General features: G+C 43.0%; 14 protein-coding genes, 3 tRNA genes, 3 rRNA genes, 1 pseudogene and 1 other annotated feature. Of the genes and pseudogenes, 19 read left to right on the top strand and 2 right to left on the bottom strand.

Annotation, left to right across the window (positions count from 1 at the left end; genetic code table 11):
• The 12 genes from dnaA to rrf all read left to right on the top strand — a co-directional run bounded on the left by dnaA (position 1) and on the right by rrf (position 14,567).
• Positions 1 to 1,341, top strand: a complete 1,341-nt coding sequence (gene dnaA / locus NKR21_RS00005) for a chromosomal replication initiator protein DnaA (RefSeq protein WP_012008628.1) — start codon at positions 1 to 3, stop codon at positions 1,339 to 1,341.
• A 196-nt stretch (positions 1,342 to 1,537) separates the two neighbouring features.
• Entirely contained in the window at positions 1,538 to 2,674 is a 1,137-nt protein-coding gene (dnaN, locus tag NKR21_RS00010; RefSeq protein WP_041815072.1) for a DNA polymerase III subunit beta, read from the top strand.
• A gap of 150 nt (positions 2,675 to 2,824) precedes the next feature.
• Positions 2,825 to 3,040, top strand: coding sequence for a S4 domain-containing protein YaaA (yaaA, locus tag NKR21_RS00015; protein WP_041815077.1), 216 nt, complete (start codon positions 2,825 to 2,827; stop codon positions 3,038 to 3,040).
• Positions 3,041 to 3,056: 16 nt separating this feature from the next.
• Positions 3,057 to 4,169 carry a DNA replication/repair protein RecF gene (gene recF / locus NKR21_RS00020; protein WP_012008631.1) on the top strand — a complete coding sequence of 371 codons (1,113 nt, stop codon included), beginning with the start codon at positions 3,057 to 3,059 and terminating at the stop codon, positions 4,167 to 4,169.
• 17 nt (positions 4,170 to 4,186) lie between these two features.
• Positions 4,187 to 4,432: an extracellular matrix regulator RemB gene (gene remB / locus NKR21_RS00025; RefSeq protein ID WP_041815080.1), complete on the top strand. Its 246-nt coding sequence runs from the start codon at positions 4,187 to 4,189 to the stop codon at positions 4,430 to 4,432.
• 57 nt (positions 4,433 to 4,489) lie between these two features.
• Positions 4,490 to 6,406: a DNA topoisomerase (ATP-hydrolyzing) subunit B gene (gene gyrB, locus NKR21_RS00030; RefSeq protein WP_041816108.1), complete on the top strand. Its 1,917-nt coding sequence runs from the start codon at positions 4,490 to 4,492 to the stop codon at positions 6,404 to 6,406.
• Between the two features lie 232 nt (positions 6,407 to 6,638).
• Complete coding sequence (gene gyrA, locus NKR21_RS00035; RefSeq protein ID WP_144457388.1) at positions 6,639 to 9,140, top strand: DNA gyrase subunit A; 2,502 nt, start codon at positions 6,639 to 6,641, stop codon at positions 9,138 to 9,140.
• A gap of 410 nt (positions 9,141 to 9,550) precedes the next feature.
• Positions 9,551 to 11,099 (top strand): 16S ribosomal RNA (locus tag NKR21_RS00040).
• Positions 11,100 to 11,194: 95 nt separating this feature from the next.
• Positions 11,195 to 11,271 (top strand) — tRNA-Ile (locus tag NKR21_RS00045).
• A gap of 14 nt (positions 11,272 to 11,285) precedes the next feature.
• A tRNA-Ala gene (locus tag NKR21_RS00050) sits at positions 11,286 to 11,361 on the top strand.
• A gap of 98 nt (positions 11,362 to 11,459) precedes the next feature.
• Positions 11,460 to 14,390 (top strand): 23S ribosomal RNA (locus tag NKR21_RS00055).
• Positions 14,391 to 14,451: 61 nt separating this feature from the next.
• A 5S ribosomal RNA gene (gene rrf, locus NKR21_RS00060) occupies positions 14,452 to 14,567 on the top strand.
• Together the 16S, 23S and 5S rRNA genes with 2 tRNA genes alongside form the textbook arrangement of a ribosomal RNA operon.
• Positions 14,568 to 14,578: 11 nt before the next feature.
• Here rrf and NKR21_RS00065 read toward each other — a convergent pair.
• Entirely contained in the window at positions 14,579 to 15,547 is a 969-nt protein-coding gene (locus tag NKR21_RS00065) for a YaaC family protein (RefSeq protein ID WP_088004192.1), read from the bottom strand.
• Positions 15,548 to 15,668: 121 nt separating this feature from the next.
• On the opposite strand from NKR21_RS00065, the gene guaB reads away from it, so the two are divergent.
• Together guaB and NKR21_RS00075 are read left to right on the top strand one after the other, a co-directional pair.
• The gene (gene guaB / locus NKR21_RS00070; protein WP_144458529.1) at positions 15,669 to 17,135 is read left to right on the top strand and encodes an IMP dehydrogenase; all 1,467 of its coding nucleotides are present in this window, start codon (positions 15,669 to 15,671) and stop codon (positions 17,133 to 17,135) included.
• 160 nt (positions 17,136 to 17,295) lie between these two features.
• A complete protein-coding gene (locus NKR21_RS00075) occupies positions 17,296 to 18,621 on the top strand; it encodes a D-alanyl-D-alanine carboxypeptidase family protein (RefSeq protein ID WP_144458530.1) in 1,326 nt (441 codons plus the stop codon).
• Between the two features lie 39 nt (positions 18,622 to 18,660).
• Here NKR21_RS00075 and pdxR read toward each other — a convergent pair whose 3' ends face one another.
• Positions 18,661 to 20,139 (bottom strand): MocR-like pyridoxine biosynthesis transcription factor PdxR, encoded by a 1,479-nt coding sequence (gene pdxR / locus NKR21_RS00080; protein WP_144458531.1) that lies wholly within the window; start codon positions 20,137 to 20,139, stop codon positions 18,661 to 18,663.
• Between the two features lie 245 nt (positions 20,140 to 20,384).
• Between pdxR and pdxS the strand changes: the two genes are divergently transcribed.
• The 5 genes and pseudogenes from pdxS to NKR21_RS00105 all read left to right on the top strand — a co-directional run bounded on the left by pdxS (position 20,385) and on the right by NKR21_RS00105 (position 24,628).
• Positions 20,385 to 21,269, top strand: coding sequence for a pyridoxal 5'-phosphate synthase lyase subunit PdxS (gene pdxS / locus NKR21_RS00085; protein WP_088004198.1), 885 nt, complete (start codon positions 20,385 to 20,387; stop codon positions 21,267 to 21,269).
• A 20-nt stretch (positions 21,270 to 21,289) separates the two neighbouring features.
• Entirely contained in the window at positions 21,290 to 21,880 is a 591-nt protein-coding gene (gene pdxT, locus NKR21_RS00090) for a pyridoxal 5'-phosphate synthase glutaminase subunit PdxT (RefSeq protein ID WP_144458532.1), read from the top strand.
• A 53-nt stretch (positions 21,881 to 21,933) separates the two neighbouring features.
• Positions 21,934 to 22,150: a binding site (T-box leader), on the top strand.
• A 49-nt stretch (positions 22,151 to 22,199) separates the two neighbouring features.
• The gene (gene serS / locus NKR21_RS00095) at positions 22,200 to 23,474 is read left to right on the top strand and encodes a serine--tRNA ligase (protein WP_012009060.1); all 1,275 of its coding nucleotides are present in this window, start codon (positions 22,200 to 22,202) and stop codon (positions 23,472 to 23,474) included.
• A gap of 597 nt (positions 23,475 to 24,071) precedes the next feature.
• Positions 24,072 to 24,407, top strand: a pseudogene (locus NKR21_RS21320) (methyl-accepting chemotaxis protein); the annotation flags it as partial.
• 128 nt (positions 24,408 to 24,535) lie between these two features.
• Positions 24,536 to 24,628, top strand: a tRNA-Ser gene (locus NKR21_RS00105).
• The last annotated feature ends 16 nt before the right edge of the window (positions 24,629 to 24,644 follow it).

Here is a 24,644-nt window from a genome sequence, read left to right on the forward strand (position 1 = left end):
ATGGAAAATATTTTGGATCTGTGGAATAAAGCACTTCAAAAAATAGAGACAAAGTTGAGCAAACCTAGTTTTGAGACATGGATGAAATCGACAAAAGCCCATTCTCTTCAAGGTGACACGCTCACAATTACGGCACCTAATGAATTTGCTAGAGACTGGTTGGAATCAAGATATCTCCACTTAATTGCTGATACCATCTACGAACTGACAGGTGAAGAGCTCAGCATTAAATTTATTATTCCTCAAAATCAGGATGAAGTGGAAGCTATGCCAAAGTCTCCAATTAAAAAGATGTCTAAAGAAGATCCCGTCGATATTCCACAAAATATGCTGAATCCAAAATATACATTTGATACTTTTGTTATTGGTTCAGGCAACCGATTTGCGCATGCCGCTTCACTTGCAGTTGCGGAAGCACCAGCAAAAGCATATAATCCGCTCTTTATTTATGGGGGCGTTGGTTTAGGAAAGACTCACTTGATGCATGCCATTGGTCATTATGTCATCGACCATAATCCATCAGCCAAAGTGGTCTATCTATCATCTGAAAAATTTACAAATGAATTTATCAACTCAATCCGAGACAACAAAGCTGTCGATTTCCGTAATCGCTATCGGAATGTCGATGTGCTTTTGATAGATGATATTCAATTTTTAGCAGGAAAAGAACAAACACAAGAAGAGTTTTTCCATACATTCAACACACTTCACGAAGAAAGTAAGCAAATCGTCATTTCTAGTGACCGGCCGCCGAAAGAAATTCCGACACTTGAAGACAGATTACGCTCTCGATTCGAATGGGGCCTAATCACAGACATTACCCCGCCAGATTTAGAAACGCGTATTGCGATTTTACGAAAAAAGGCAAAAGCAGAGGGATTAGACATTCCGAATGAAGTGATGCTCTATATTGCCAATCAAATCGACAGCAACATTCGTGAACTGGAGGGTGCTTTGATTCGTGTCGTGGCTTACTCTTCTTTAATTAATAAAGACATCAATGCGGATCTAGCAGCTGAGGCGTTAAAGGACATCATTCCTTCGTCGAAGCCAAGGGTCATTACAATTAAAGATATTCAAAGAATTGTAGGGCAGCAATTTAATATTCGATTAGAGGATTTCAAAGCGAAGAAACGTACGAAGTCAGTTGCTTATCCAAGACAAATTGCCATGTATCTCTCTAGGGAAATGACCGATTCCTCTCTGCCTAAAATAGGGGAAGAATTTGGAGGTCGTGATCATACGACTGTCATTCATGCTCATGAGAAGATTTCGAAATTAATGGTTGAGGATGAACAGCTTCAGCAGCATGTCAAAGAAATAAAAGAACAATTAAAATAACCTAGCTGATATAATAAGTACGGGAAAATGTGAATAACTAGAGCATAGTCATACACAGTCTGTCCACATGTGGATAGGCTGTCTTTCCTTTCTTTTTACCGACTTATCCACATATTCACAAGCCCTACTATTACTTCTACGAATTTTATTAATAAAATATATATACATGTCATTAAGAAAATTTAGGAGGACCACTATGAAATTCACGATTCAAAAAGATCGTCTTGTCGAAAGTGTCCAAGATGTATTAAAGGCCGTATCCTCTAGAACAACGATACCTATTTTGACAGGGATAAAAATTGTTGCATCTGATGAGGGGGTTTCTCTCACAGGAAGTGACTCTGATATCTCAATTGAATCCTTTATTCCTCAAAGAGATGGAGATTTAGAAGTAATTACGATTGATCGTCCAGGAAGTATTGTGCTTCAGGCTCGCTTCTTTAGTGAAATTGTGAAGAAACTGCCAATGGCTACTGTCGAAATTGAAGTAGAACAAAATCACCTCACCATCATTCGTTCTGGTTCAGCAGAATTTAACTTAAACGGCTTAGATGCTGAAGAGTATCCACATCTTCCGCAAATTGAAGAGCATCATGCATTTCAAATTCCGACAGATCTGCTTAAAAACTTAATTCGTCAAACTGTTTTTGCAGTGTCCACCTCAGAAACACGACCTATCTTGACAGGTGTAAACTGGAAGGTAGAAAAAGGTGAATTAATATGCACAGCGACGGATAGCCACCGTCTTGCTTTAAGAAAAGCGAAGTTGGATATTGATGAGGAAAGCTCATACAATGTCGTCATTCCTGGAAAGAGTTTAACAGAGCTAAGTAGAATCCTTGATGATGGACAAGATCTTGTGAGCATCGTGATTACAGAAACTCAAGTTCTCTTTAAAGCACAAAACGTGTTGTTCTTCTCAAGATTGCTGGATGGGAATTATCCAGATACAGCTCGCCTGATCCCGCAGGAAAGTAAAACGGATGTTGTGGTCAACACAAAGGAATTCCTTCAAGCCATTGATCGTGCATCACTTTTGGCAAGAGAAGGACGCAATAATGTCGTAAAGCTGTCAGCTGATCCTGAACAAAGCCTTGAGATTTCTTCTAATTCACCTGAAATCGGTAAAGTAGTCGAAACGGTTCAAGCAGATGACATTAAAGGGGAGGACCTTAAAATCTCCTTTAGTCCAAAATATATGCTAGATGCATTAAAAGTATTAGAGGGAACAGAGATTCATGTAAGTTTTACTGGTGCCATGAGACCGTTCCTGTTGCGTACGCCAAATGATGATTCAATCTTGCAGTTGATTCTTCCAGTCAGAACATATTAATTCAATCTAAAATAGCTGCTGTGTGAGTGCATAGCAGCTTTTCTTCTCGTTTACCATGCTTTCTTTCATCCCAGTTCGCTTTCCCCCTTTCCTTCTTGTCTTGTTTTTTAGTACAATTAGATATTAGTGATATTGAAAGAGGTCGATATAATGCCTAATCCTATAACCATTGAGAAAGAAATGATTACATTAGGGCAATTTTTGAAATTAGCCGAAGTCATCCAATCTGGCGGAATGGCGAAATGGTTTTTGAGTGAACATGAGGTGTTCATTAATCAAGAGCCAGATAATAGACGGGGACGTAAACTATACCCAGGAGATGTTGTCGAGATAGAAGGTTATGGCACATTTCAAGTTGTGAATTAGAAATGGGTGACAATACATGTACATTCAAAGTCTGGCGTTAACTTCATACCGAAACTATGAACACACCGAGCTTCAATTCGACAACAAGGTGAATGTCATGATCGGTGAGAATGCCCAAGGTAAAACCAACTTGATGGAAGCGATCTATGTATTGTCGATGGCAAAGTCGCATCGTACGTCAAATGATAAAGAACTTATCCGATGGGACCAAGACTATGCTAAAATAGAAGGTAGAGTCATCAAAAAAAATGGTCCACTCCCAATGCAGCTCGTGATTTCAAAAAAAGGGAAAAAGGGCAAGGTCAATCACATTGAACAACAGAAGCTCAGTCATTATGTTGGTGCGCTAAACACCATCATGTTTGCACCAGAGGACTTAAGTCTTGTAAAGGGCAGCCCGCAAATCCGCAGAAGATTCCTCGATATGGAGATTGGACAAGTTTCTGCTGTCTACTTGCATGATTTATCGCTCTATCAAAAAATTCTCTCTCAGCGGAATCATTACTTGAAACAATTGCAGACTAGAAAGCAAACGGATCAAGCGATGCTGGAGGTTTTAACAGAGCAATTGATTGATGCGGCAGCGAAGGTTGTCAAAAGACGACTGACTTTTACGAAACAGCTCGAAAAATGGGCGCAGCCGTTGCATTTTGGCATTTCTAGAGAGCTAGAAACACTCACGCTCCAATACCACACGGCGATAGAGGTATCAGAAGCGTCAGACTTGTCGAAAATAAAGAATAGCTATGAAGAATCGTTTCAGAAACTAAGAGACAGAGAAATAGACCGAGGAGTGACGCTGTGGGGACCTCACAGAGATGACCTACTTTTCTTTGTGAATGGTCGGGATGTTCAGACATATGGCTCTCAAGGGCAGCAAAGAACAACAGCTCTTTCACTAAAGCTGGCAGAAATCGACTTGATACACGAAGAAATCGGAGAATATCCCATTCTTCTACTCGATGATGTTTTATCTGAACTTGATGATTACAGACAGTCTCATTTGCTCCATACCATTCAGGGACGTGTACAGACCTTCGTCACCACAACAAGTGTTGAAGGTATCGATCACGCTACCTTGAAAGAAGCGGAAATTTTCAGAGTAGCCAGTGGAAAAGTAATTGACTGATAAATGAGGTGTGGGTCTTGTATATTCATTTAGGTGATGATTGTGTTGTTTCTACACGAGAGATTGTCGCAATTGTTGATTACAAAATGAGGTCGTCTTCTGTTGTAGAAGAGTTTCTTCAAAAACAAGAAGGACAAATCATTTCGTTATCACAAGGGACACCCAAATCCATCGTCGTCACAACTAAATCTGTTTATTACTCTCCTCTTTCCTCAAGCACGCTCAAAAAACGTGCTTCATTTGTGATTGAAATTGAAGTCTAAAAGCTCAATTCATATAAATATATCGTTTAAGAAAAGTGTAGGTGAATGTACGTGGCAATGGAACAGCAACATAATAGTTATGATGAAAATCAGATACAGGTGCTTGAAGGACTAGAAGCTGTTAGAAAACGTCCAGGAATGTACATTGGGTCAACCAGTGCAAAAGGACTTCACCATCTTGTATGGGAAATTGTCGACAACAGTATTGATGAGGCTTTAGCTGGATATTGCACAGATATTACGGTGCAAATTGAAAAGGATAATAGCATTACAGTGAAAGATAATGGCCGCGGAATTCCTGTTGGGATTCATGAGAAAATGGGACGTCCTGCTGTAGAGGTTATTATGACTGTTCTTCACGCTGGCGGTAAATTTGACGGCAGTGGTTATAAAGTATCTGGCGGTCTGCATGGCGTAGGGGCATCTGTTGTTAATGCGTTATCTACGACCTTAGACGTGACCGTATATCGTGATGGGAAAATTCATTATCAACAATTCAAACGCGGTGTTCCAGTTGGAGATTTAGAGATCATTGGTGAAACAGATGTTACAGGGACAACCACTCATTTTGTGCCAGATCCAGAAATTTTTACTGAAACCATTGAATTTGATTACGACACACTTGCTAACCGTGTACGTGAATTAGCTTTCTTAACAAAAGGTGTAAACATCATTATTGAAGATTTACGCGAAGGTAAAGAACGACGAAATGAATACTGCTACGAAGGCGGTATTAAGAGCTATGTAGAACATTTAAATCGCTCAAAAGAAGTCGTTCATGAAGAACCTGTTTACATCGAAGGTGAAAGAGACGGAATTACGGTTGAAGTGGCATTACAATATAACGATTCCTATACAAGCAACATCTATTCCTTCGCCAACAATATCAACACGTATGAAGGCGGAACACACGAAGCAGGCTTTAAAACAGGTCTGACGCGTGTGATCAATGATTATGCTCGTAAAAATGGCGTATTCAAAGATGGAGACTCGAATTTGAGCGGTGAAGATGTGCGAGAAGGCTTAACAGCCATTATTTCTATCAAACATCCAGATCCTCAATTCGAAGGGCAAACGAAGACAAAGCTTGGGAACTCAGAAGCAAGAACCATTACCGACTCCCTTTTCTCTGAAGCACTTGAGAAATTCCTCTTAGAGAACCCTGATGCGGCAAAGAAAATTGTGGAGAAAGGCGTGATGGCAGCTCGTGCAAGAATGGCTGCCAAAAAGGCACGTGAGCTGACAAGACGTAAAAGCGCACTGGAAGTCTCCAGCTTACCGGGGAAACTAGCGGACTGTTCTTCTAAAGACCCATCCATCTCTGAACTCTATATCGTAGAGGGAGATTCAGCGGGCGGATCTGCTAAGCAAGGTCGTGATCGTCACTTCCAAGCCATCTTACCGTTAAGAGGGAAGATCCTAAACGTTGAAAAAGCGCGACTAGATAAAATTCTATCGAACAACGAGGTTCGTTCAATGATTACAGCATTAGGAACTGGAATCGGAGAAGACTTCAATTTAGAGAAGGCTCGCTATCACAAAGTTGTGATTATGACCGATGCCGATGTGGATGGAGCGCACATTCGAACGCTGCTTCTAACATTCTTCTATCGCTACATGCGTGAAATCATTGAAAACGGTTATGTGTATATTGCACAGCCGCCTTTATATAAAGTGCAACAAGGAAAACGTGTTGAGTACGTGTATAACGATAAACAGCTAGACGAGCTGTTGAAATCACTTTCTCAAACACCAAAACCTGGACTTCAGCGTTATAAAGGTCTTGGAGAAATGAATGCTGCTCAGCTTTGGGAAACAACAATGGATCCTGATGCGAGAACACTTCTTCAAGTGACACTTGAGGATGCAATCGATGCTGATGAGACATTTGAAATGCTCATGGGAGATAAAGTAGAGCCGAGAAGAAACTTTATCGAAGAAAATGCGCAATACGTGAAAAACCTCGATATTTAGATAGCTCCCTACTGAGAACAACCTTATTTCTTGTTTGGAATAAGGTTGTTTTTCAAGAAATAGGAGCGTGTAACCAATGTCCTGTTTTTCCGTGTTTTCGTTGATTTTCTAGTAAATAAATGTGTATAAAGACGAGATTATTGATATAATGGAGAATAGTCTTGTGAAGATAAATACATATTTTACTCCCACATAATTTATTTCATGTGATACGTAAAGGGAGGTTCTTATAGTGAGTGAACAACATACACCAAATGTACGCGAAGTGAATATTAGTCAGGAAATGCGTACGTCTTTTTTAGATTATGCAATGAGTGTGATTGTGTCGCGTGCATTACCAGATGTGCGTGACGGATTAAAGCCCGTGCATCGAAGAATTTTGTATGCGATGAATGACCTAGGTATGACAAGTGATAAACCATTTAAGAAATCTGCACGTATCGTCGGGGAAGTTATCGGTAAGTATCACCCTCATGGTGACAGTGCTGTATACGAAGCGATGGTTCGTATGGCGCAAGACTTCAACTATCGTTATATGTTAGTAGATGGTCATGGAAACTTTGGTTCAGTCGATGGAGACGGAGCAGCGGCGATGCGTTATACCGAGGCACGTCTATCGAAGATTTCTATGGAAATCCTCCGTGATATCACTAAGGATACCATTGATTATCAGGATAACTATGACGGCAGTGAAAGAGAGCCAATGGTGATGCCTGCAAGATTCCCTAACTTGTTGGTCAACGGAGCGACAGGAATTGCTGTAGGAATGGCGACCAATATTCCGCCGCACCAACTAGGTGAAGTGATTGATGGGGTATTGGCTATCAGTCAAAATCCAGAAATGACTACACAGGAGCTTATGGACATTATTCCAGGGCCAGATTTCCCAACAGCAGGTCAAATCATTGGCCGAAGTGGTATTCGGAAGGCGTATGAAACAGGGCGCGGCTCTATTACATTAAGAGCAAAATCGAATATTGAGGAAACATCTAGCGGTAAACAGCGCATTGTTATCAATGAGATTCCTTACCAAGTCAACAAAGCCCGTTTAATTGAAAAAATTGCTGATCTTGTGCGTGATAAAAAGATTGATGGCATTACAGATTTGCGTGATGAATCAGATCGTAATGGTATGCGTATTGTCATTGAACTGCGTAGAGACGCAAACGTCCATGTTCTATTAAACAATCTTTATAAACAAACGACACTTCAAACGTCATTTGGTATCAACTTATTAGCACTTGTTGATGGACAGCCAAAAGTCTTGTCCCTCAAACAATGTCTTGAGTATTATCTAGAGCATCAAAAAGTGATCATTCGCAGAAGAACAGCGTATGAGCTGCGTAAAGCAGAAGCAAGAGCACACATTTTAGAAGGTCTTAGAATTGCACTTGATCACTTAGATGAAGTCATTGCTTTAATTAGAGGCTCTCAAACTGCGGAAATTGCGAGAAATGGTTTGATGGAAAACTATAGCTTGTCTGAAAAACAGGCACAGGCTATTCTTGATATGCGACTTCAGCGTTTGACTGGTCTAGAACGAGAAAAGATAGAAGATGAATATAAAGGACTTGTTGATTTGATTGCTGAATTAAAAGCCATTTTAGCAGACAATGAGAAAGTACTTGAAATCATTAGAGAAGAATTAACAGAAATTAAAGAACGCTTCAATGATACGCGCCGTACTGAAATTGTGACAGCGGGTATCGAAACAATTGAAGACGAAGATTTGATTCCTGTTGAAAACATCGTGATTACGCTCACGCATAATGGTTATATCAAGCGTCTCCCAGCTTCTACATACCGCAGCCAAAAAAGAGGCGGTAAAGGTGTCCAAGGAATGGGAACCAACGAAGATGATTTCGTTGAACAGTTGATTTCAACATCGACCCACGATACGATTCTTTTCTTCTCTAATAAAGGGAAGGTTTATCGTGCGAAAGGGTACGAGATTCCTGAATTCGGACGGACGGCGAAAGGGATTCCGATCATTAATCTTCTTGAAGTAGAAAAGGGAGAATGGATTAACGCCATTATTCCAGTAAGCGAATTTGATGAAAATTCTTATCTCTTCTTTACAACAAGACACGGTGTATCAAAACGGACGACATTGTCCCAGTTCGCTAACATTCGAAACAACGGTCTTATTGCACTTAGCCTTCGTGACGAGGATGAACTGATGGCTGTTCGTTTAACCAATGGAGAAAAACAAATCATCATTGGAACGAAAAAAGGAATGCTGATCCGTTTTGACGAGACAGATGTTCGTGAAATGGGACGTACGGCAGCTGGAGTGAAAGGGATCACACTTTCCGAAGATGACATTGTCGTAGGTATGGAAATCCTTGAGCCAGATGCAAACGTCTTGATTGTAACTGAAAAAGGATACGGCAAACTAACCCCTGAAAAAGAATACCGTGTTCAAAGTCGTGGCGGTAAAGGTCTTAAAACGTGCAAAATCACTGACAATAACGGTCCACTTGTCGCAGTGAAAGCAACGAATGCTGAAGCCGAAGAAGACTTGATGATTATTACAGGAAGCGGTGTAATCATTCGTATGGCCGTTTCTGACATTTCAACAACAGGTCGAGTTACTCAAGGTGTTCGTCTAATCCGTCTCGGTGATGAGGAACATGTCGCAACAGTGGCATTAGTTGAACAATCACCAGAAGACGATGAAGATAATGAAGAGAACGTAGAAAACGTAGAGTCAGATCAAGAGCAATCTGAGTAAAATAAAGCCGGTTTTTTCACCGGCTTTATTTTTTTTGAAAAAACTTCACTTTTTTTGAAATTAATAATGCTTTTTTCATAGATATGTGTTAATCTTTCAAAGGAGCAAAAAGAGGCTCTATTTTTTATCTCATTCCTCAGTGAAAACTTCTTAGAAAAACAAAATGTTTTTTAAGAAAAATGTTGACTGTTGATAGAGATATATGATATATTTAAGTGGTCGCTTTAAGAGAGTGACACACAAGTTCTTTGAAAACTAAACAAGACAAAACGTACCTGTTAATTCGAGTTTTTATAAAAAATCCTATGATGTTTCATAGGTAGTCAGTCAAACGCTGACGAGGCAGGAAATGATCACATGCTAAGTTCGCTACATCGTGTAGCAACGCATGTGTGATATGCATCCTGCATACCTCGGAGAGTTTGATCCTGGCTCAGGACGAACGCTGGCGGCGTGCCTAATACATGCAAGTCGAGCGGACAGAAGGGAGCTTGCTCCCGGATGTTAGCGGCGGACGGGTGAGTAACACGTGGGTAACCTGCCTGTAAGACTGGGATAACTCCGGGAAACCGGAGCTAATACCGGATAGTTCCTTGAACCGCATGGTTCAAGGATGAAAGACGGTTTCGGCTGTCACTTACAGATGGACCCGCGGCGCATTAGCTAGTTGGTGGGGTAATGGCTCACCAAGGCGACGATGCGTAGCCGACCTGAGAGGGTGATCGGCCACACTGGGACTGAGACACGGCCCAGACTCCTACGGGAGGCAGCAGTAGGGAATCTTCCGCAATGGACGAAAGTCTGACGGAGCAACGCCGCGTGAGTGATGAAGGTTTTCGGATCGTAAAGCTCTGTTGTTAGGGAAGAACAAGTGCGAGAGTAACTGCTCGCACCTTGACGGTACCTAACCAGAAAGCCACGGCTAACTACGTGCCAGCAGCCGCGGTAATACGTAGGTGGCAAGCGTTGTCCGGAATTATTGGGCGTAAAGGGCTCGCAGGCGGTTTCTTAAGTCTGATGTGAAAGCCCCCGGCTCAACCGGGGAGGGTCATTGGAAACTGGGAAACTTGAGTGCAGAAGAGGAGAGTGGAATTCCACGTGTAGCGGTGAAATGCGTAGAGATGTGGAGGAACACCAGTGGCGAAGGCGACTCTCTGGTCTGTAACTGACGCTGAGGAGCGAAAGCGTGGGGAGCGAACAGGATTAGATACCCTGGTAGTCCACGCCGTAAACGATGAGTGCTAAGTGTTAGGGGGTTTCCGCCCCTTAGTGCTGCAGCTAACGCATTAAGCACTCCGCCTGGGGAGTACGGTCGCAAGACTGAAACTCAAAGGAATTGACGGGGGCCCGCACAAGCGGTGGAGCATGTGGTTTAATTCGAAGCAACGCGAAGAACCTTACCAGGTCTTGACATCCTCTGACAACCCTAGAGATAGGGCTTTCCCTTCGGGGACAGAGTGACAGGTGGTGCATGGTTGTCGTCAGCTCGTGTCGTGAGATGTTGGGTTAAGTCCCGCAACGAGCGCAACCCTTGATCTTAGTTGCCAGCATTTAGTTGGGCACTCTAAGGTGACTGCCGGTGACAAACCGGAGGAAGGTGGGGATGACGTCAAATCATCATGCCCCTTATGACCTGGGCTACACACGTGCTACAATGGACAGAACAAAGGGCTGCGAGACCGCAAGGTTTAGCCAATCCCATAAATCTGTTCTCAGTTCGGATCGCAGTCTGCAACTCGACTGCGTGAAGCTGGAATCGCTAGTAATCGCGGATCAGCATGCCGCGGTGAATACGTTCCCGGGCCTTGTACACACCGCCCGTCACACCACGAGAGTTTGTAACACCCGAAGTCGGTGAGGTAACCTTTATGGAGCCAGCCGCCGAAGGTGGGACAGATGATTGGGGTGAAGTCGTAACAAGGTAGCCGTATCGGAAGGTGCGGCTGGATCACCTCCTTTCTAAGGATATATGGAGCAGCGTGCGTTTTCGTCTTGTTTAGTTTTGAAGGAACTTGCAAAAGATCCTACAACATCATATCTTCGATATGAAAGATGGGCCTGTAGCTCAGCTGGTTAGAGCGCACGCCTGATAAGCGTGAGGTCGGTGGTTCGAGTCCACTCAGGCCCACCATCTTCTATTAAATCGGGGCCTTAGCTCAGCTGGGAGAGCGCCTGCCTTGCACGCAGGAGGTCAGCGGTTCGATCCCGCTAGGCTCCACCAACGTGTTCTTTGAAAACTAGATAACAATAAGTAATACATTCACATTGAATGCAATGCAAAGTTCATCACACATAGTGATTCTTTCTAAAGTAAGAAATGGTTAAGTTAGAAAGGGCGCACGGTGGATGCCTTGGCACTAGGAGCCGATGAAGGACGGGACGAACACCGATATGCTTCGGGGAGCTGTAAGCAAGCTTTGATCCGGAGATTTCCGAATGGGGAAACCCACTGCTCGTAATGGAGTAGTATCCATACTTGAATACATAGAGTATGAGAAGGCATACCCGGGGAACTGAAACATCTAAGTACCCGGAGGAAGAGAAAGCAAATGCGATTCCCTGAGTAGCGGCGAGCGAAACGGGAACAGCCCAAACCAAGAGGCTTGCCTCTTGGGGTTGTAGGACACTCTATACGGAGTTACAAAGGAACGATATAAGCGAAGAGGTCTGGAAAGGCCCGCCAAAGAAGGTAACAGCCCTGTAACTGAAATGTTGTTCTCTCCAGAGTGGATCCTGAGTACGGCGGAACACGTGAAATTCCGTCGGAATCCGGGAGGACCATCTCCCAAGGCTAAATACTCCCTAGTGACCGATAGTGAACCAGTACCGTGAGGGAAAGGTGAAAAGCACCCCGGAAGGGGAGTGAAATAGATCCTGAAACCGTGTGCCTACAAGTAGTCAGAGCCCGTTAAAGGGTGATGGCGTGCCTTTTGTAGAATGAACCGGCGAGTTACGATCCCGTGCAAGGTTAAGCAGAAGATGCGGAGCCGCAGCGAAAGCGAGTCTGAATAGGGCGCATGAGTACGTGGTCGTAGACCCGAAACCAGGTGATCTACCCATGTCCAGGGTGAAGTTCAGGTAACACTGAATGGAGGCCCGAACCCACGCACGTTGAAAAGTGCGGGGATGAGGTGTGGGTAGGGGTGAAATGCCAATCGAACCTGGAGATAGCTGGTTCTCTCCGAAATAGCTTTAGGGCTAGCCTCAAGGTAAGAGTCTCGGAGGTAGAGCACTGATTGGACTAGGGGCCCCTACCGGGTTACCGAATTCAGTCAAACTCCGAATGCCGATGACTTATCCTTGGGAGTCAGACTGCGAGTGATAAGATCCGTAGTCGAAAGGGAAACAGCCCAGACCGCCAGCTAAGGTCCCAAAGTATACGTTAAGTGGAAAAGGATGTGGAGTTGCTTAGACAACCAGGATGTTGGCTTAGAAGCAGCCACCATTTAAAGAGTGCGTAATAGCTCACTGGTCGAGTGACTCTGCGCCGAAAATGTACCGGGGCTAAACGTATCACCGAAGCTGCGGACTGTTCTAACGAACAGTGGTAGGAGAGCGTTCTAAGTGCTGTGAAGTCAGACCGGAAGGACTGGTGGAGCGCTTAGAAGTGAGAATGCCGGTATGAGTAGCGAAAGACGGGTGAGAATCCCGTCCACCGAATGCCTAAGGTTTCCTGAGGAAGGCTCGTCCGCTCAGGGTTAGTCGGGACCTAAGCCGAGGCCGAAAGGCGTAGGCGATGGACAACAGGTTGATATTCCTGTACCACCTCCTCACCATTTGAGCAATGGGGGGACGCAGGAGGATAGGGTAAGCGCGGTATTGGATATCCGCGTCCAAGCAGTTAGGCTGGGAAATAGGCAAATCCGTTTCCCGTGAAGGCTGAGCTGTGATGGCGAGCGAAATTTAGTAGCGAAGTTCCTGATTCCACACTGCCAAGAAAAGCCTCTAGCGAGGTGAGAGGTGCCCGTACCGCAAACCGACACAGGTAGGCGAGGAGAGAATCCTAAGGTGATCGAGAGAACTCTCGTTAAGGAACTCGGCAAAATGACCCCGTAACTTCGGGAGAAGGGGTGCTTCTTAGGGTGTTAAAGCCCCGAGAAGCCGCAGTGAATAGGCCCAGGCGACTGTTTAGCAAAAACACAGGTCTCTGCGAAGCCGTAAGGCGAAGTATAGGGGCTGACGCCTGCCCGGTGCTGGAAGGTTAAGAGGAGCGCTTAGCGTAAGCGAAGGTGCGAATTGAAGCCCCAGTAAACGGCGGCCGTAACTATAACGGTCCTAAGGTAGCGAAATTCCTTGTCGGGTAAGTTCCGACCCGCACGAAAGGCGCAACGATCTGGGCACTGTCTCAACGAGAGACTCGGTGAAATTATAGTACCTGTGAAGATGCAGGTTACCCGCGACAGGACGGAAAGACCCCGTGGAGCTTTACTGCAGCCTGATATTGAATGTTGGTACAGCTTGTACAGGATAGGTAGGAGCCTTGGAAACCGGAGCGCTAGCTTCGGTGGAGGCATCGGTGGGATACTACCCTGGCTGTATTGACCTTCTAACCCGCTGCCCTTATCGGGCAGGGAGACAGTGTCAGGTGGGCAGTTTGACTGGGGCGGTCGCCTCCTAAAATGTAACGGAGGCGCCCAAAGGTTCCCTCAGAATGGTTGGAAATCATTCGCAGAGTGTAAAGGCACAAGGGAGCTTGACTGCGAGACCTACAAGTCGAGCAGGGACGAAAGTCGGGCTTAGTGATCCGGTGGTTCCGCATGGAAGGGCCATCGCTCAACGGATAAAAGCTACCCCGGGGATAACAGGCTTATCTCCCCCAAGAGTCCACATCGACGGGGAGGTTTGGCACCTCGATGTCGGCTCATCGCATCCTGGGGCTGTAGTCGGTCCCAAGGGTTGGGCTGTTCGCCCATTAAAGCGGTACGCGAGCTGGGTTCAGAACGTCGTGAGACAGTTCGGTCCCTATCCGTCGCGGGCGCAGGAAATTTGAGAGGAGCTGTCCTTAGTACGAGAGGACCGGGATGGACGCACCGCTGGTGTACCAGTTGTTCTGCCAAGGGCATCGCTGGGTAGCTATGTGCGGACGGGATAAGTGCTGAAAGCATCTAAGCATGAAGCCCCCCTCAAGATGAGATTTCCCATTCCGCAAGGAAGTAAGATCCCTGAAAGATGATCAGGTTGATAGGTCTGAGGTGGAAGCGTGGTGACACGTGGAGCTGACAGATACTAATAGATCGAGGACTTAACCTATATTCTATTGTGAAGTTTGAACATTGTTATCTAGTTTTGAGAGAACATTCTCTCCATCAGGTTTGGTGGCGATAGCGAAGAGGTCACACCCGTTCCCATACCGAACACGGAAGTTAAGCTCTTCAGCGCCGATGGTAGTTGGGGGTCTCCCCCTGTGAGAGTAGGACGCCGCCAAGCTTGTATAAGGATCAGTTCCATTTGGAACTGGTCTTTTTTGTTTTTTCCTCTAATAGCATCATGATATATGCTGGGAACTTCTCTTCAGCAATCTCCATGTAGCGTTCGATCATGACGTAATCATCACTAATGTATTGAGATAGCAGTTCGTACCACCATTCTGTTTCATAGCGGGCAATCATACTGAGGTTATACATCAATAAGTAATGGCTGATGATCTCAGGAATCCCCAAAAATGAATCACGCGTTGACGGAATATACCATTGATTCGCTTCTAAATCATAATGAAGATGAGTAGCAAACGCTGGGTTTTCTTCTAGAGACACATCAAACGCCAGTTTTTTCGCTTCTCTCTGTTTAAGTTTCCAACTTGTGTGGAACTCAAAATATTCAATAAAACGTTCAGCAGACATGTTATAAAGCAATGGAATATGATCTTGAATCATCATGCCATTGTCTTTTTCTACTTTAACTAATGTCGAGGGCTGCTTTTGAAACTCCAGAATATGACTCATCTCAGGTATCTTTGAAAGGAGGTGAATCATCGTAAATCGCTCATCTTCAAGTCCATTTAAATGAAATAGATGCTTTAACACATGCATGCATAGTCCATTTCGCTGAATTTTCACTTCATCTTCACTAAAACGGTAGTGCTGCTTCTTTCTCTTTCTCGATGTTACACCGTGTGCCAAAACAGAAGTTTGAGAAGGATAGTAAGGATCAACTGTCAGTAAGCATGCCTTTAGCAACTGAGCCATTCCATAAAATAATAAAATGGGCTTCAGTTCGAGTGGAGCGATAGCTGCCTGTTCATAGAATGTATGACCATGCTTTAAAAAATAAATAAACCGTTCACAGTTTTTATAGGCTTGCTGGTTTGCATCTTGAATGCTCCGTTTCTCATATTGTTGATATAGAAACTTTTGGGAAGTTTCGAGTGAGTAAAAACGTTTTAAATCCTTCCATCCTGAACTTTTCATCTTCTTCCTCAACTCTCTTTATATTTTCTAAAAATTGCAACTGTTTGTTGCTTCCTTGACATGCTGTTTGCTAGTTGATAATCTACATATAATATTTTGCCGAAAAGAGGGGGATTTACTAATGTGGGAAAGTAAATTTTCAAAAGAAGGTTTGACGTTTGACGATGTTTTGCTTGTTCCAGCTAAGTCTGAAGTACTTCCGCGTGATGTCGATTTATCAGTTGAGTTAACAAGCACATTAAAACTAAACATTCCCGTGATCAGTGCAGGAATGGACACGGTGACAGAGTCACAAATGGCGATTGCAATGGCACGTCAAGGTGGTCTTGGTATCATTCATAAGAACATGTCTATTGAGCAACAAGCAGAGCAAGTGGATAAAGTAAAACGTTCAGAGCGCGGCGTTATTACAAATCCATTCTTCTTAACACCTGAGCATCAAGTATTTGATGCAGAGCACCTAATGGGTAAATACCGTATTTCAGGTGTACCGATTGTAAATAACATAGAAGATCAAAAGCTTGTTGGTATTATTACGAACCGTGACCTTCGTTTTATTTCGGATTATTCAATGAAGATCAGCGATGTGATGACAAAAGAGGAACTCGTGACAGCTTCGGTGGGTACAACGTTAGAAGAAGCTGAAAAAATTCTACAGCAATATAAAATTGAAAAATTACCTCTTTTAGATGACGAAGGAACGTTAAAAGGTCTCATCACCATCAAAGATATTGAAAAAGTGATCGAATTCCCTAACTCCTCTAAAGATGCACATGGCCGTTTAATTGTTGGTGCTGCTGTTGGTGTCACTGGCGATACAATGACTCGTGTGAGAAAATTAGTCGAAGCCAATGTGGATGTCGTTGTCATTGATACGGCACATGGTCATTCACAAGGTGTTCTAAACACTGTATCGAAAATCCGTGAAACGTATCCTTCTCTTAATATCATTGCTGGAAATGTTGCAACAGCTGAAGCAACTAAAGCATTGTTTGAAGCAGGAGCAGATATTGTGAAAGTTGGTATCGGACCAGGATCTATCTGTACAACACGTGTTGTAGCAGGTGTTGGTGTACCACAAATCACAGCGATCTATGACTGTGCAACAGAAGCAAGAAAACATGGTAAAGCTATTATTGCAGATGGTGGAATTAAATATTCAGGTGATATCGTAAAAGCTCTAGCATCTGGTGGACATGCTGTTATGCTTGGAAGCCTTCTAGCTGGTACATCTGAAAGCCCAGGAGACACAGAAATTTTCCAAGGTAGACGATTCAAAGTTTATCGCGGTATGGGTTCAGTGGCTGCAATGGAAAAAGGAAGTAAAGATCGTTACTTCCAAGAAGATAATAAAAAATTCGTTCCAGAAGGTATTGAAGGCCGTACACCATACAAAGGACCAGTCGTTGATACATTGTATCAACTAGTTGGCGGTATCCGTTCAGGTATGGGCTATTGTGGAACACAAGATTTACGCTCTCTTAGAGAAGAAGCACAGTTCATTCGAATGACTGGTGCAGGACTTCGTGAGAGTCATCCACATGATGTACAAATTACAAAAGAATCACCAAACTACACAATTTCTTGATAAATTGTGACAATCAAATTACATTTGACAGGGTCTATGACTCTGTCTATTTTTTTTGTCTTTATTGTGATAAAATTTATACTGTTGTGTTGAAATAAGCCCTTGTGGATTAAATATATATGAAATATGTCGAAAAAAGATGATAACGGAGGTATGACGATTGAACAGCAAGATATTGAAACAGCTTATGGTCTCTATCCTTGCACTGGCATTGATTGTGACAGCATTTACACCAATGTCCAAAGCAAAAGCAGCTGAAGATCCATTCAATGTGAATGCGAAAGCAGCGATCCTAATTGAAGCTTCTACAGGTAAGATTCTTTATAGTAAAAACGCAGAACAAAGACTGCCTATTGCAAGTATGGCAAAGATGATGACAGAGTATCTATTACTAGAGGCGATTGCTGAAGGCAAAGTGAAATGGGATCAAACGTATACGCCAGATGATTATGTATACGAAATTTCTCAGGACCGCAGTTTATCAAACGTTCCTTTGAGAAAAGATGGCTCGTATACAGTGAAAGAACTTTATCAAGCAACGGCTATTTATTCGGCAAATGCAGCAGCAATTGGCTTAGCAGAAGTGATTGCTGGATCAGAATCGAAGTTCGTTGAAAAAATGAACGCCAAAGCAAAAGAACTAGGTTTAACAAACTACAAATTCGTGAATGCAACTGGTTTAGAAAATAAAGACTTACATGGCAAACAGCCAAAAGGTACAGGTACTGATGAAGAAAGTGAAGTATCTGCGAAAGATATGGCATTGCTTGCACAGCATCTCATCAAAGACCATCCAGAAATCCTTGAAACATCAAGTATTGCGAAAACAAAGTTCAGAGAAGGCACAGACGATGAAATGGACATGCCTAACTGGAACTTCATGCTTAAAGGACTTGTGAAGGAATATGAAGGTGTAGACGGTCTAAAAACAGGTTCTACAGATTCAGCTGGTTCTAGCTTCACAGGTACGGCTAAACAAGGTGACATGCGTGTTATCGCAGTGATTTTGAATGCGAAAGGTAATCTTCATACAGCACGTTTCGATGTGGCGAAAAAACTGTTCGACTATGCGTTTAAAAACTTCACGATGAAAGAAATGTACAAAAAAGGTCAACAGATCAAAGGACATGAAAACATCGAAGTCGACAAAGGCAAAGACAAAGAAGTACCCGTCGTTACGAAAGAAGCATTCTCTGTGCCAGTCAAAAATGGCGACGAAAAGAGCTTTAAAGCAAAAGTAAATATCGAGAAAACGAAACTCGAAGCTCCTATTAAAAAAGGAACGAAGGTTGGCATGCTGACGACTTCTTACTCAGGTGATGAGAAGGACTACGGCTATTTGAATAAAGATCAATCAGGTGTTGAGCTTATAACGAAAACAGGCGATGAAAAAGCAAACTGGTTCATCCTTACAATGCGTAGCGTAGGTGGGTTCTTCGCTGGCATTTGGGGCGGAATCGTTGACACAGTAAAAGGTTGGTTCTAATAAAAACTGCTCTCTATACATGAGAGCAGTTTTTTATCGTTAAAAGAAAAGAGATTGTTTGTGATTTTGAGGAGTGGACAAGGCTTGCTGAAAAATACCACATAATTTTTCCACGCCCTCTATCAGCGCCTTTTCATTCATATAAGAAAAGCTAAGGCGGATATAGTTTTGCTTCGGCTCTCCAGGATAGCACACAGAGCCAGGCAGAAAGGTGATTTGCTGTTTGCGTGCCTCATGCAGAAGTGCACGTGTATCGACCCAGGAAGGAAAGCTAAGCCATAAATTGAGTCCGCCCTGAGGAATTTGCCATGTCACATCTTTTGGTGCATGCTTCGATAATACATCTATCATTAAATCACGCCTCACAATTAAGGCGGTTCTCAGCTTTTTCGTATGATCAATCATTTTCTTTGAAGTCAGAAATGGCAAAATGGCTTTTTGTGTGAGAAGAGGGCTGCCTAAATCATTATTGGCCTTTGCAGCTAATAAACGATTAAATATCGAGCCTGAAGCAGTGATAATCCCAATTCTGCATCCTGGAGCAAGTGTTTTACTTAAACCTCGTAAATAAATGACGTGTCCATCATGATCCAGACTTTTAATAGGTGCTGGCGGCTTCTTTTCGAAATATAACTCACGATAAGGATCATCCTCTACAATGAGACAATCAATACTTTGTGCCAGTGAGAGAAGTTGTTTTCTGCGTTTCATTGACATACTGGCGCCTGTCGGACTGTGGAAAGTAGGAATCGTGTAGATGAGCTTTGGTTTATACTTATCACAAATGCTTTGAAGCTGTTTCATGTTCATTCCTTCATGATCAACAGGGACTGTAATAATTCTTGCCCCTCTGCCCATAAAGACATCAATGGCGCCTGGATAGGTTGGTGCTTCCATGACCACTACATCATCAGGACCGATAAACGCACGTGCAACCAAATCAAGCCCTTGCTGAGAACCACTAGTTACAAGAATATTTTCAGGAGTAGAAGGCACATCCAATTTTTCTAAAAAAGACTGAATGACTTGCCGAAGCTGAAGATCCCCTTGAATTTCCCCATACTTTGACATGATTTGAGGATGTCTGGCTAGGACATGCTGCATTTCTTTTTCTAAATACCGGTTTGGCAAAAGCCCTGGATCGATCATAGAGGAAGAGAGGTTGATCGCTTCTTCGACATAGTGATACTGAGCAAATTGAGACCGTGGTAAATAATCCGGGATAGATAACTGCCAATCAAAAGAGGTAGATGACAGAACTGGAATTTCTGACTGCTTTTGCAGCTCATCCACAAACGTCCCTTTTCCTTGCACAGTCGTTAAATATCCGTCGTCCTTCAGCCGAGTGTATGCCTTTGCTGCCGTGACAAGACTCACATTCAACTGCTTTGCTAAATCACGTACAGTTGGCAGCTTATCTCCCTGTTGAAGCAAACCCGATTGGATATGATCAATGATTGAAAAGTAAATCTGATTCGAAAGTGATGTATCAGAATGTCGATGGATATCAATATGCATGAGAAACCTCCATTGCGTGCAAAATTGTTATACATGAATTTGAATTGTTATAGTTGCATTATAGCATGTAAATGATACTTCAAAGAAAAAATGACATATTTTTAGCAAGTAATCGTTTATATACAAGGGGTTAAGCCTTTTTGTTGGCTGATTGAATTGTTATACTATTCTCTTTATTGTTATACTGTCTCGCTTGTATGATAAAGGGGTAAATCAATCGAATTGACAAATGGGAGGAAACTATTGTGAGCAATAAGGGAACTGAACGAGTGAAACGTGGAATGGCAGAAATGCAAAAGGGTGGCGTCATTATGGATGTCGTCAACGCTGAACAGGCAAAGATCGCAGAAGAAGCAGGTGCGGTGGCAGTTATGGCACTAGAACGAGTACCAGCTGATATTCGTGCAGCCGGCGGTGTTGCCCGTATGGCAGACCCAAGAATCGTAGAAGAAGTACAAAATGCAGTAACGATTCCAGTCATGGCAAAAGCACGTATCGGCCATATCGTCGAGGCTCGTGTCCTTGAAGCACTTGGTGTTGATTATATCGATGAGAGTGAAGTGCTGACGCCCGCAGATGAGGAATTCCATTTAAATAAAAATGAATACACAGTACCTTTTGTCTGTGGTTGCCGTGATTTAGGTGAAGCAACCCGTCGTATTGCAGAAGGAGCTTCTATGCTTCGTACAAAAGGAGAGCCTGGAACAGGCAACATTGTAGAAGCTGTCCGTCATATGAGAAAGGTCAATGCTCAGATTCGTAAAGTGGCAGCAATGAGTGAAGATGAACTGATGACAGAAGCGAAGAACCTAGGAGCACCGTATGAATTATTGCTTCAAATCAAAAAAGACGGCAAACTCCCAGTTGTTAACTTTGCAGCGGGAGGCGTTGCGACACCAGCAGATGCTGCGTTAATGATGCAGCTTGGAGCAGACGGTGTATTTGTTGGATCTGGTATCTTTAAATCAGACAATCCAGCGAAATTTGCAAAAGCAATTGTTGAAGCAACGACTCACTTCACAGATTACCGTCTCATTGCAGATCTATCAAAAGAGCTTGGAACAGCCATGAAAGGAATTGAAATCTCAAATCTACTGCCAGAAGAGCGTATGCAAGAGCGTGGCTGGTAATTAAGGGAGCGCAAACGAACATGCTAACAATTGGTGTACTAGGGCTTCAAGGAGCTGTGAGAGAGCATATTCAATCGATTGAAGCCTGTGGCGCAGAAGGGAAGATCATCAAACGAGCAGAAGAGCTAGCATGTGTTGACGGTCTTATTATCCCTGGTGGAGAAAGCACGACGATGAGAAGACTCATGGATACGTATCAATTCATTGAACCGATCAAAGCGTTCGCTGCAAAAGGGAAACCGATTTTCGGGACTTGTGCAGGTTTGATTATGCTAGCAAAGCATATAGAAGATCGAGATGATGCTCATCTTGGACTGTTAAATGTATCTGTTGCACGGAATTCATTTGGCAGACAGGTAGACAGCTTTGAAGCAGATTTAGAAGTAAAAGGACTGGATGCCCCGTTTACAGGAGTGTTCATCCGTGCGCCTCATATCATCAGTGCAGATGAGAGCGTAGAGGTCATGGCTGAATATGATGGTAGGATTGTGATGGCGAAAGAAAACAATATCTTAGGCTGTTCTTTTCATCCAGAGCTGACAGACGACCACCGATTAACACAACTGTTTGTTGAAATGGTGAAGACCTATAAAACGAAGCTCGCTGTATAAAACGGTTGAAAAGAGATAAAACTTATAGTACATTAAAATCACAATCAAAGATCGAAAAAGCGTTGACGGGAAATAGTAAGAAGCCCCTCTTTCTCAGAGAGCCGATGGTTGGTGCGAATCGGTGAAAGATGCAGTCTGAATCCATCCTTGAGCGAAATGCTGAAACACGAGAAGTAAGCATTTACGGTGATACCGTTACAGAGGAAAGAGGAAAGCATGCTTCTGCATGTTTTCAATCAGGGTGGCAACGCGAGAGCTCTCGTCCCTTTCATGGGATGAGGGCTCTTTTTATTTTTCGATAAAAAAAGGAGTGTTACACATGCTGGATATTAAACAACTGCGCACGGACTTTGATCAAATCAAAGAAAAACTAGCACACCGTGGCGAAGATTTAGCGGATTTTGATAAGTTTGGTGAGCTGGATCAAAAAAGAAGAGAACTAATCGGAAAAACAGAAGTATTAAAGAGCCGAAGAAATGAAGTATCACAGCAAGTGGCTGTTCTAAAAAGAGAAAAGAAAGACGCCGATCACATTATTCAAGAAATGCGTGAGGTAGGAGATGAGATTAAGAAGCTGGATGATGAGCTAAGAACAGTAGAAGAAAGCTTGCAGCACATCTTATTCTCTATTCCGAATATCCCGCATGATACGGTACCAGTTGGGGAAACAGAAGATGACAACGTGGAAGTGCGAAAATGGGGCGAACAGCCGGCATTCTCTTTTGAGCCAAAGCCACATTGGGACGTAGCGGATGAGCTAAACATTCTCGATTTTGAACGCGCAGGCAAAGTTACAGGAAGCCGTTTTGTTTTTTATAAAGGGCTTGGCGCACGCTTAGAGCGCGCACTATATAACTTTATGCTCGATTTACACGTAGATGAGTTTGGTTTTACTGAAGTGCTCCCACCTTACATGGTCAATAGAGCAAGTATGACAGGGACTGGGCAGCTTCCAAAATTCGAAGAGGATGCCTTTAAAATCCGTGAAGAAGATTATTTCCTCATTCCAACAGCCGAAGTACCTATTACCAACATGCACCGTGATGAAATAATTGAAGGGGAACAACTGCCAATCAATTATGCAGCATTCAGTGCTTGCTTTAGATCAGAAGCTGGATCTGCCGGCAGAGATACACGTGGACTCATCCGTCAGCATCAATTTAATAAAGTAGAGCTTGTGAAATTTGTTAGACCTGAAGATTCTTATGAAGAATTAGAGAAACTAACAAATCAAGCAGAAAAAGTCCTACAACTACTAAACCTACCATACCGTGTCATGAGCATGTGTACCGGAGATTTAGGTTTCACAGCTGCGAAAAAATACGACATCGAAGTATGGATTCCGAGCCAAGATACGTATCGTGAAATTTCTTCTTGCAGTAACTTCGAAGCGTTCCAAGCAAGACGCGCAAACATTCGATTCCGTCCAGAGCCTAAAGCCAAGCCAGAGCATGTGCACACATTAAATGGATCTGGTTTAGCAGTAGGAAGAACCGTAGCGGCTATTTTAGAAAACTATCAACAAGAGGACGGCACTGTGATCATTCCTGAAGTACTGCGTCCTTATATGGGAAATAAAGAAGTAATGAAATAAGATGCCGCTATGGCATCTTATTTATTTTTACCAAAAGTCCTACAGTTTTCCTAAATTTAGCCGATAGAAATACTAAAAGCTTCTAGGAAAGAAGGAATAACCTTGAATAGGCTTGACTATTATGTTGAAATGGCTCAATTAGTTAGAAAAGTTCTAGATGAAAGTATTCTTTTCGGCATCACTGATACAGAAAAGGTGCTTTGCTACTATCCGTCTAACACAATAGATTTTGGCATGAAGGTTGGGGACCCATTGAACCCAGAAGACCAAAACGTGGCGACGACATTAAGAGGACAAGAATATGACGGTCATTTACCAGAGTCTTTATATGGTTATGAAATTGCAGTAAAAGGTTACCCGATTTTCGATGAAAATAGAAAAGTAATTGGCTCTTTTTTAGTGGCATTTTCACATCATCGTGAAAAGAAATTAAGCGGTTATATGGAGCATATCAATGGTGTAGCAAAAGAACTCCAAAGTGGAATTGAGCAAATTGCTGCGCATTCACAAGAGCTAGCTGCCACAAGTTTAGAAATAAGTGAACAGGCAGGAAGAGCGGAAGAGAAATCAGCAAACATTGAAGAAGTCGTCAAAACCATTGGCGGTATTGCTAGACAAACCAACTTGCTAGGCCTAAATGCTGCAATTGAAGCAGCAAGGGCAGGAGAGAATGGAAAAGGGTTTGCTGTCGTGGCTGATGAAGTTCGTAAATTATCAGATGGCTCAAAGGAAGCGGCGGAAACCATTAATACCTTCTTAAAAGAGATCCAAGACAGCATTGGTACATTGTCTGAAAATATCTCACAAATCAGCAGCTCAACAAATGAACAAGCCAAACAAGTGACAGATTTTACGAAAATTATCGAATCATTAAATGAGTTTAAAGAAGAGATGAATCATTTTATTGAAGAGATTAGACAGGATACAAAATAGATCAAGAGCAGCCGTCGATGGCTGCTTTTTTATGGGTAGATTTCATGGCAAAATAACTTATTGAATTTTTTTTCGAAAAGATGTTGACTTGAAATAAAACGATATGGTATATTAATTCTTGTCGATACGGAGGAATACCCAAGTCCGGCTGAAGGGATCGGTCTTGAAAACCGACAGGGGTGTCAAAGCCCGCGGGGGTTCGAATCCCTCTTCCTCCGCCATATTGATTTTTTACCT

It is taken from the genome of Bacillus sp. 1735sda2 (genome assembly GCF_024159245.1).
In the GTDB taxonomy this organism is placed as follows: Bacteria; Bacillota; Bacilli; order Bacillales; family Bacillaceae; genus Bacillus; species Bacillus pumilus_O.

Coding starts and splice junctions, on each gene's coding strand:
- dnaN (WP_041815072.1), top strand. CDS start 1,538: ATGAAATTCACGATTCAAAAAGATCGTCTTGTCGAAAGTGTCCAAGAT.
- yaaA (WP_041815077.1), top strand. CDS start 2,825: ATGCCTAATCCTATAACCATTGAGAAAGAAATGATTACATTAGGGCAA.
- guaB (WP_144458529.1), top strand. CDS start 15,669: ATGTGGGAAAGTAAATTTTCAAAAGAAGGTTTGACGTTTGACGATGTT.
- serS (WP_012009060.1), top strand. CDS start 22,200: ATGCTGGATATTAAACAACTGCGCACGGACTTTGATCAAATCAAAGAA.
- pdxT (WP_144458532.1), top strand. CDS start 21,290: ATGCTAACAATTGGTGTACTAGGGCTTCAAGGAGCTGTGAGAGAGCAT.
- NKR21_RS00065 (WP_088004192.1), bottom strand. CDS start 15,547: ATGAAAAGTTCAGGATGGAAGGATTTAAAACGTTTTTACTCACTCGAA.
- pdxR (WP_144458531.1), bottom strand. CDS start 20,139: ATGCATATTGATATCCATCGACATTCTGATACATCACTTTCGAATCAG.
- gyrB (WP_041816108.1), top strand. CDS start 4,490: ATGGAACAGCAACATAATAGTTATGATGAAAATCAGATACAGGTGCTT.
- dnaA (WP_012008628.1), top strand. CDS start 1: ATGGAAAATATTTTGGATCTGTGGAATAAAGCACTTCAAAAAATAGAG.
- recF (WP_012008631.1), top strand. CDS start 3,057: ATGTACATTCAAAGTCTGGCGTTAACTTCATACCGAAACTATGAACAC.